The sequence below is a fragment of the Halorussus salinisoli genome, assembly GCA_005239435.1.
Taxonomy (GTDB): Archaea; Halobacteriota; Halobacteria; order Halobacteriales; family Haladaptataceae; genus Halorussus; species Halorussus salinisoli.
Genome location: SZNP01000007.1, coordinates 306,504 through 315,008 on the forward strand (window position 1 = coordinate 306,504; position 8,505 = coordinate 315,008).

The following is an 8,505-nucleotide window of genomic DNA, read 5'->3' on the forward strand; positions in this document are numbered from 1 at the left end:
AGTGGAGGCTCGGTAGACGCGGTTCGACTGCTGATGTCTGCGGGGACGGACGTGACCGCAGGCTCGTCGGAACGTGCTTCCGACGGTGGACGGCGGCCGCGTCCGCGGCCGCCGGGGGACGTGAGGACCGCGGTTCCGGCGCTATCTCGTGCGGTTGCCGTGCTGTGCGGTCTTCACAGGCCTCGGGAGCGGCTCGCGCACCAGACACCACTTCAAAGACAGAAAAACAATCGTTCGAGATATAAATACATAACTAATAGAAGTAGAGAATGATGTAAAACATAACAAAAACCACTCAAACCTACTCCTCGGAGTCCTCGTCGGGCCGCTCCGCCAACCTGTCGAACCGCGATTGGGCCGACGAACGCCGGCGTTCGGTCGCTTCCGGGTCGAACGACAGCGACTCGACGAACCCGCTCCTGACGACCAGTTCCAGCACCGCGTCCCGCTGGCGGGCGTCCTCGGGCAGTCGCCACGTCGGAACCGCGCGTTCGGCCACCACCTCCTCGTCGGATTCGAGGAGCAGGACGGCCAGTTCGGTTCCATCACCCTCCGGGTCCGTCTCCTCGAAGCGGTCCAGCACTGCCACGTACCGGCCGTCCGGAACGCCGCTTCCGTCACCCGTCATACTCGACCTCCAGCACGAGACGACCTTCGTCGGTCCGGACGAAAACCGTGTCGCCCGCGTTGTTCCAGACGGGTCGCTCGGCGTTCCAGTAGTAGTCGCCACCGCCGTCCCGCCCCGTGCCGGTGTGGAGCGTCAGGGTCTCGCCCGGCCCGAGGGTCGTCCCTTCGGGGAAGGTGTAGGTGTGGTCGGCCTCGTCGGCGACGGTCCACCCCGAGAGGTCGATGGTCCGGTCGCCCGCGTTCCGGAAGACGACGTACTCGTCGTTCAGGTTCTCGTCTTCGACGCCGCGCGCGTCGGCGTGAACGTCGGCGACGGCGAGCGAGTCGGCGGTCCGTGAGGTCTCCGTTCCGCCGTCGGCCGCGACGGTCGGGGAGGGAGTCACCCCGGAACTCCCGCCGACCGCGAACGTCGCTCGACGTTCGAGCGGGCCGTCCGCGCCCGGTTCGACGCCGGGCGCGCTCCGGAGTTCGAGCGGGTCGGTCGGCGCGTCGCGCTGGGTCCGAACCGTGACCGCCTCGCCGTCGGTCTCGAAGACCACGGAACCGTGGACGCCGGTCCAGTAGGTCGGAACTCCGCGGTCGGCGAGGCGACCGAGCAGTTCGCGGTGGGGATGGCCGTACGGCGAGTCGTACGCGCTCTGGATGGCGACCACGCGCGGCGCGACCGCGGCGAGGAAACCGGGACCGGTGCTGGAGTTACTCCCGTGGTGGCCCGCCGCGAGCAGGGTCGCGTTCAACTCCGAACCGTAGGTTCGGGTCAGATACCGCTCGGCCTCGCTCTCGACGTCGCCGGTCAGGAGGACGCTGGCGTTCCCGCGAGCGACCTGGAGGACGAGGCTGTTCTCGTTGCGGTCGCGGTCGGCGAGCGGCTCCTCGGGCGGCGCGAGGACCCGCACCGACGCGCCCGCCATCGGAATCGAGTCGCCCGCCTGCGACCGGTAGAGCGTGACGTCGTGTTCCTCTATCGCGTCGAGGTAGTCCTCGTACGTCCGGGTGGCCGCCGCGATACCGGGGTCGTAAACCGCGCCGACGCCGTCGGCCTCGGTCTCGTAGTAGTCGATGACCTCGGCGTGGCCCCCGACGTGGTCGGCGTCCCCGTGGGAGGTCACGAGGTAGTCGATGCGCGTGACGTTCCGCGCCCGGAGGTAGTCGAGGACGTGTTCGCCGCCGTCGTTCCAGTTACCGGAGTCGTAGAGGAGCGTCTCGCCCGTCGGTCCGACGACCAGGACGCTCGCACCCTGCCCGACGTCGATGAAGTGGACCGAGAGGTTCCCGGCGTCGGCGGCCTCTATCGGCGACTCTGCCGTCGCGGTCTGCGAGGTCGAATCGACGTCCGACCCGACTCCGCCGAGACAGCCTGCGAGCGCCGCGACGACGACGAGAGCGAGGAGGGAGAACGCGACCCGACGAGCGGGCGTGGCGCGTGGGTTCATCGACTGGTCTCACGGTACGACCTCGGAAATGCCTTCCCACGGAGACGCGACCCGCCGGACGAATCGAAGCGGCAATCGGCGGTCGCCGACCCGACGACTCGCCGGCGCGTCGGCGAAACTCCGCTGAAGCCGACTGGGCTACACGGGGAGCGCCAGACAGAGGTTCTCGACTTCGGGCGCGATCGAGATTATCTGGGCCTTCCGGCGGAGCTCTTCGCGGCGCGTCTCGATGCGCCGTTCGAGTTTGGCGAGGCGTTCCCGCTGTCCCCGGATAGCGATGTCCATGTTCGAACCGGCCTCGGCTTTGCGCTCGTACTCCGCGATGAACTCCTCGATTCGCTCCCGCTCGGCTGCGGCGTACTCCTCCAGGTCGTCCAGTTCCTGCTGGATTTCTCGGCGGCGACGTTCGTGCAACTCCTCGCGGAGTCGTTCGATGCGTTGACTGACGTACCGGTCGGCGGCCCCCCGTAACTGCTTCTGGTCTGCGAGCAGCGTACGCAACTGTCCCGCGTTCGGCGACCCCTTAACGCTGTCGCCGCTGACGACGCGCCGGCCGAGTCGCTGACGCGGGTCGTGGTGGTTCGCATCGACGAACACGGGGAGCATCTCTTCGCGAATCACCTCGCCGGTCCCGTCCTCGAATCGAACCCGGTAGTTGTACGTGATACCCGGTTCGTCCACGAACGGCAGTAGCTTGAGACCGACTGCTCCCCGTTCGCCGTCCAGCACCTGTCGCATGAGTCGTTGGACGAGTTCGGCGTCCGGTGAGACGTACTCGATGCCGTCGTGGTCCATCGCGAACTCACGACTGAAGGTGAACGGGCCGGACTCCTCCTCCTCGCTGGCTCCCCGTCTGAGCGACTCCGGTAGTTCGGCTCGGAAGCGGTCGTCACCCCGCTTTCCGACGTCGCCTCCGAGCGTCGTGACGCCGCGCTCGAAGAACTCCCGAATGTCGGCCTCGGTCCCGTAGACGTCTTCGGACTCGTCCACGACCTCCTGAATCTTCTTTCGGCTCTCCTCGTCGAACGTACTGGTGTCAATGAGGCTGCGTTCGTACCACTCTTCGAGCGTGCGCTGGCGCTCGTCGACGAGTTCCTCCAGTTCTTCCCTGGTCGCCCCCGGCGGTTCGTCGCTCCGGATGGACTCCATGATGAGCGAGTCGACGTCGATGTCGTCGAGCATCCCCAGCACGTCCGCGGTGTTCCCGAGTTTCCCCCGAATGTTCTCGACCTTGTTCTGGAGCATGTCGAAAATCTCGCCCTCGCGGGTGTCCTCGAACGAGAAGTTCCACACCGTGACCTCCTCGTCCTGGCCGTAGCGGTGAAGCCGCCCGATGCGCTGTTCGAGGCGGTTGGGGTTCCACGGCAGTTCGTAGTTCACCATGACGTGGCAACTGTGCTGGAGGTCGATACCCTCGCTGGCGGCGTCGGTGGCGAAGAGGAGTCGTGACTGGCCGTGGTTGAACTCGTCCTCGATGCGGGCGCGTTCGTCCTCGGCCACGTCGCCGTGAATGACGAGAATCTCGTCCGCCCACGGTTCGTCCTTCACGAGGTCGAGGAGATAGTCCAGCGTGTCGCGGTACTCGGTGAACAGAAGCAGTTTCTCGTCGGGTCGTTCTTCGAGCAACTGCTGGATGTAACGACGAACCTTCTGGGCCTTCGAGTCGACGGGGATGCCTTCCGCGAGCGAGACGAGGTCTCGAAGCGTCTCGATCTCCTCCTCGAGTTGGGCGTCGCTCTCGGTGACAGTGAGTCCGGAGAGTTCCTCCTCGGCCCGTTGCTTGTCGTCCTCGTCCAAGTCCTCGCCGTCGAGATACGCCGCGGCCTCCTCGGATACGCTGGTGGTCGTGGACTGGTCTTCGACGAGGTCACGGAGGCGTCGGCCGAGCGTCGCCTCGATAGCGCCGATGCTGCTGACGAGGCGCTTCTGCATGAGCGCCATCGCGAAGCCGACCGCGGGTTCGTTGAGTTTCTCCGACCGGTTGTAGACGTTCTGGACGTAGTCGGTGACGGCGCGGTAGAACTGTCGCTCCTCGTGGGACATCTCGACCGGAACCGTGTTGACGTCGCGGTCGGGGAAGATGCGCTCGCCGTCCTCGTCGTAGATGGACTGTTTCCCGCGGCGAATCATCACGCGGTCGACCGCCTCCTTCGAGAGGTCCTGGTCCTCGGCCACGAGGAACGGGTCGACGTACTCGACGAGCGAGCGGAACGCCTCGCCCTTTCCATCGTGCGGCGTCGCGCTGAGCAGGAGTAGCGAGTCGGAGTTACCGGCGACCCGTTCGACCATCTTCGACGTCTTGCTCGGCGACTCGCCGCGCTTGGCGGCCTTGTGCGCCTCGTCGACCACGACGACGTCCCAGAACGCGTCTTCGAGTTCGGGTTGGAACTCGTCCTGGCGGAGGAACGCCTGACTGGTGACTATCCGCTGGTGGTCCTGGTCCCAAATATTCGTCTCCTCGCCGAGGCGACGGCGCTCGCCTTCGACCCACTGACGGTCGGCGGGGGTGAGGTCGATGTCGAAGAAGCGGTCCATGTCGCGGAGCCACTTCTTCTGGAGGTGGGCCGGGACGACGAACAGCACGCGGTCGGCGCGGTTGCGGGCGGCGAGTTCCTTGAGGACGAGACCGGCCTCGATGGTCTTCCCGAGTCCGACGTCGTCCGCGATGAGGGCTCGCTGGCGTAGCTTCTGCATCACCCAGTTGACGCACGCGAGTTGGTACGGTTCGAGTCGGACGAGCGAGTTCGAGATGCTGAGCAGTTGGCCCTGCTCGTGGGCCATCTGGAGTCGCAGGGCCTGAGAACGCAGGTCGAACCAGTCGGCCGAGACCGCGTCGTGGTCGGGATGTAGCTGGTCCGCTACCGCCGGTTCGAGCGCGTCGAGTCGGTTCGGCCTCGGTTCGATTTCGACGTCGTCGATACAGACCGTCTTCACGCCCTCGTCCTCGACGTACGCCCGGAGGTAGTCGAGGTCGCCGACCGAGTGGGTCTTGATGACCTCGGCGGGGCTATCGTCGAGGAGGACAGCGTCGCCGGGGTCGAACTCGTTCATTGAGGGTCACTCCTGCGTAATCGTGACGAAGTTCAGCACGAACTCCTGGGGTAGGACGCCACCGTGGTAGAACCGGGCGTCCGGAAGCCCCTGGTTGCGGAATCGCTGAATCGGGTCGGCGAGGGCGCTGACCTCCGTGTCGTCGTCGAGGTAGCCGAGGTGGGCGTTCTCGTCGAGCAGGACGCCGGGTGCGTCCTCGTCGAGGTCCTCGCCGGCGACCCACCGACGCGTGACCGCCTCGGCCCCGTCCGGCGGATGGATGTCGTCGATGTCGACGTTCCGCGGGAGGGAGACGAATCCGTGGTCGGCGAGGACGTACGCGCGGTCCCACTCGCCGCGTTCGAGTTTCTCGCAGATGATGCGCGATATGGTCTCGATGCGGTCGCTGAACAGCGTCTCGAAGTCAGTCAGTTCCTCCTCGCCGGCCTTGTCGAGGTCGTTCCAGTAGTAGGCGACGCGGGTGTTGCTCCACCCCGTCTCGTCGTCCTCGCTCTGCACGACGTAGCTCCAGCCGTCGTCTTTCAGCAACTTCTCGCGCCGGTAGTTGCTGATTCTGCGGCCGTTTCGCTCGGGGACGAGTTCGCCGTCCTGCAACTCGACGTTGAAACTGAACTTGCTGCCGGGCGTGAGCGCGGCCTTCCCGAACTCGGTGTCCGAGGGGAGCGTCCCGACCCAGGCGCTCTCGTCGACTTCGAGGCTCGGGAGTCGGCGGCGGACGGACTCGGCCAGTTGGTGTGCGAGGTCGAAGCGAAGCGCGTCGACGACGAACAGCGCGACGCTCTGGCCGCTCTGGAGGTGTTCTTGCTCCTCGGCGAAGAACTGGTGGGCATGATTCTCGCCGACGAACGGCGACCCCGCCTCGACCTGGTCGGCGACGAGGTCGCCCAGGTCGCCGAGGTAGTCGAGATAGCGCGTCTCCACCAGCGACGTGCGCAACTCGTCGAGGGTCGTCGTCGCGGGGTGTTCCTCGGGGAGGTCGGTCTCCGGTTCGCCCGATACGATGAGGTTGAACACGGCGTCGTCGATCTGCCAGGTCCCTTCCTCGACGTCGCCGTAGAGACCGACGACGTCGTCGGTGTCGCCGCGTTCCTCCCACGTGTCGAGTTCGTTCGCGAGGTTGGCGACCTCGATGGCCTGCTCCCAGACCCGCGTCCACGGGACGTCGCCGTAGGTCCGTTCGAGACGCCGATGGCGCTGGGTCGCGCGACCGACGCACGTCTCGTAGTCGCCGGCGCCGAAGACGTGGGTCCACTCGTCCCAGAGTTCGTGTTCGAGCGAGGCGTCGACCGGGCAGTCGGCGAGGTCCCACGGGGTGTCGTAGGTGCGCAGGAGGTCGTGCCAGAAGCGAGCGTCGGGGTCGAGGTAGACCCGCGCCAACTCCTCGGGTCGCTCGGTCTTGCTCAGCACCGACCGGAGTTCGGGTCGGGAGACGCCGAGACCCGAATCGGGTTCGGGCCGGTACTCGGGGTCGAGGAGCGACTCGTCGAGGCCTTCGTCGGCGAGCCACTCGGCGACCGCCCACCGCCGCGTGCGCTCGACGAGGGCGCGGTCGTCGGTGACGCCTTCGACGGCCGCGACGCCCTCGTCGACCAGCAGGTCGCGGAGCTTCAGGAAGTTCGCTCGCTCGTCCTCGCTGTCGGGGTCGGGGAGATTTTCGACGCCGTGTTCGAGAACGAACTGCACGGGGTCGTCGTGGCCGTCGAGGACGATTTGCGTCTGAAGTCCCGAAAGCGAGGGGAGACCGACGTCGTCGTCCAGCAACTCGTCACGGAGGGTCTTCGCAATTTTGTCGCGTTCGTCCGCTTCGGCGGTCTCGTCGACCGCGGCCTCCTCGTAGGCCGTGCGAATCGAGGCGGCCTGCAACCGGTCGTTCTCGAAGCATCGCGCCGCGAGTCTGCCGACGTGGTGTTCGACGACGCGACCGGTGTTCTCGACGTCCTTGAACCAGTCCACGTCGTAGCTGGACGCCTGCGGAACGTACCAGACGGTACGGTCGCGCGGCGCGTCGGCGCGTAGTTCGAGCGGCGTTCGCTCGGCGGCGCGGAACTCACAGCCAAGCGAGTGGCTCACGCTCTCGACGACGTCACGGAGGTAGCCACCGTCGTCCCACCAGAGCACGACTGGCTCCTCGTCGGCCGCCTCGTCGATTGCGGTTTCGATAACGTCGCTGGCACACTGTGAAAGGGTCTTTGTCGCGGGCATGGTTAGAGAACGTCGTCTTCGACCGTTTTCGGCACGATCTCGGCGTCGGCCAGCGGCGTAACGTTCGTCTCGACGCCGTGTTTGTGGTTCGGGCGATAGCCCGCCGTCGTGATCTCCGAGAGCGCGCGGTCGTCCCAGTCCGAGGGGACGTCGCTTGCGATGGTATCGCACGCGCTCTGGATTTCGTTCGCGAGGGCCTGGTACTCGTCGAGGCCCCTCGCCAACTCCGAGAGGAGGCGCTGTCGCTTCGAGACGCCGCCGTCACCGATCTGTGCCTGCTCGGCGTCCTCGAACTTGTCGAAGTAGTAGGTCGTGAACAGGATGCCGTTGCTCGCGTAGTGGGCCGAACCCACCAGGTCCTCGAAGTACTCGAAGAGGTCGTATCGGTGTGCCTCGACCGGTTCGCCCCCGTCGGCGGCGTACGCCTCGAACGCGGACTCCAGGTCGTCGAGGGCGCCCAGCCACTCGTCCCGGTTCTCGCGGACCGTCTCGTAGAACGAGGGGCTGAACAACTCGTCCATCTCCACGTCGTCCATCTCGGCCAGTTCGTCGAGCGCGTCCAGCCGCGACGCGGTTTCGTCCCTGAACTCGGACACTGCCCGCGCGGCGTCCCGTGCGGTCTGGCGGTTCTCCTCTGGCCAGTCGCGCGGCGAGGGCCGGGCGAGTTCGGCCAGTCTGTCCTCGAACACCGTAATCTGTTCCAGACCGCTCTCGCATCGGGCGTACTCCTCGGCGGCCGCTGCCTGCTCGGAAGCCGACAGCGACTCGTCGCCGCGCCGCCGATTCGCCGCGCTACGTCGTTCGCGGAGCAGGGCCTTCCGGGGTTCGAGGTAGCGGTTCTGAAGTCGGTCGAGGACGTTCGCGTCGAGTTGGTGGTAGCCGACCAGGCAGGCGAATCCCTCCCCTTCCGGGTCGGAGACGAGGCGCTCGCTCGTCAACCGCCAGAGAATCGGCGTCCGGTCGAAGGTCGAGACGTGGTAGTCGAAGAGGTCCTCGACCAACCACGCCCGGAGGTTCGGGTACGCCTCCTCGTCCGGCGACTCGCTCCCGAGCAGTCGATCGACCTCGGCCAGTCTCGCCGCGGCGTGGTCGCCGAAGAGTCGCTCGAACTCGGCCTCGATGCGGGTGAGGAGGTCGGTTTCGCCCTCCACGTCGGAGAGCGGGACGACGCCGTCGTCGTCCTCGTGGACGA

4 protein-coding genes and 1 pseudogene are annotated in these 8,505 nt (G+C 66.5%); all 5 read right to left on the reverse strand.

Annotated features, from left to right (window positions below):
- Positions 1-301: 301 nt before the first annotated feature.
- Positions 302-628, reverse strand: coding sequence for a DUF3006 domain-containing protein (locus tag E2484_RS20075; RefSeq protein WP_137286969.1), 327 nt, complete (start codon positions 626-628; stop codon positions 302-304).
- Positions 618-2,060: a lamin tail domain-containing protein gene (locus E2484_RS20080; protein ID WP_137286970.1), complete on the reverse strand. Its 1,443-nt coding sequence runs from the start codon at positions 2,058-2,060 to the stop codon at positions 618-620. The genes E2484_RS20075 and E2484_RS20080 overlap by 11 nt, the downstream gene beginning before the upstream one ends.
- Positions 2,061-2,198: 138 nt before the next feature.
- Positions 2,199-5,111, reverse strand: coding sequence for a helicase-related protein (locus E2484_RS20085; protein ID WP_137286971.1), 2,913 nt, complete (start codon positions 5,109-5,111; stop codon positions 2,199-2,201).
- Positions 5,112-5,117: 6 nt separating this feature from the next.
- Entirely contained in the window at positions 5,118-7,313 is a 2,196-nt protein-coding gene (pglZ, locus tag E2484_RS20090) for a BREX-5 system phosphatase PglZ (RefSeq protein WP_137286972.1), read from the reverse strand.
- Positions 7,314-7,315: 2 nt separating this feature from the next.
- Positions 7,316-8,505, reverse strand: a pseudogene (locus tag E2484_RS20095) (BREX-5 system adenine-specific DNA-methyltransferase PglX); the annotation flags it as partial.

Excerpts from the sequence above, each read along its gene's own strand:
- E2484_RS20075 (WP_137286969.1), bottom strand. The coding sequence starts at position 628 with ATGACGGGTGACGGAAGCGGCGTTCCGGACGGCCGGTACGTGGCAGTG.
- pglZ (WP_137286972.1), bottom strand. The coding sequence starts at position 7,313 with ATGCCCGCGACAAAGACCCTTTCACAGTGTGCCAGCGACGTTATCGAA.
- E2484_RS20085 (WP_137286971.1), bottom strand. The coding sequence starts at position 5,111 with ATGAACGAGTTCGACCCCGGCGACGCTGTCCTCCTCGACGATAGCCCC.
- E2484_RS20080 (WP_137286970.1), bottom strand. The coding sequence starts at position 2,060 with ATGAACCCACGCGCCACGCCCGCTCGTCGGGTCGCGTTCTCCCTCCTC.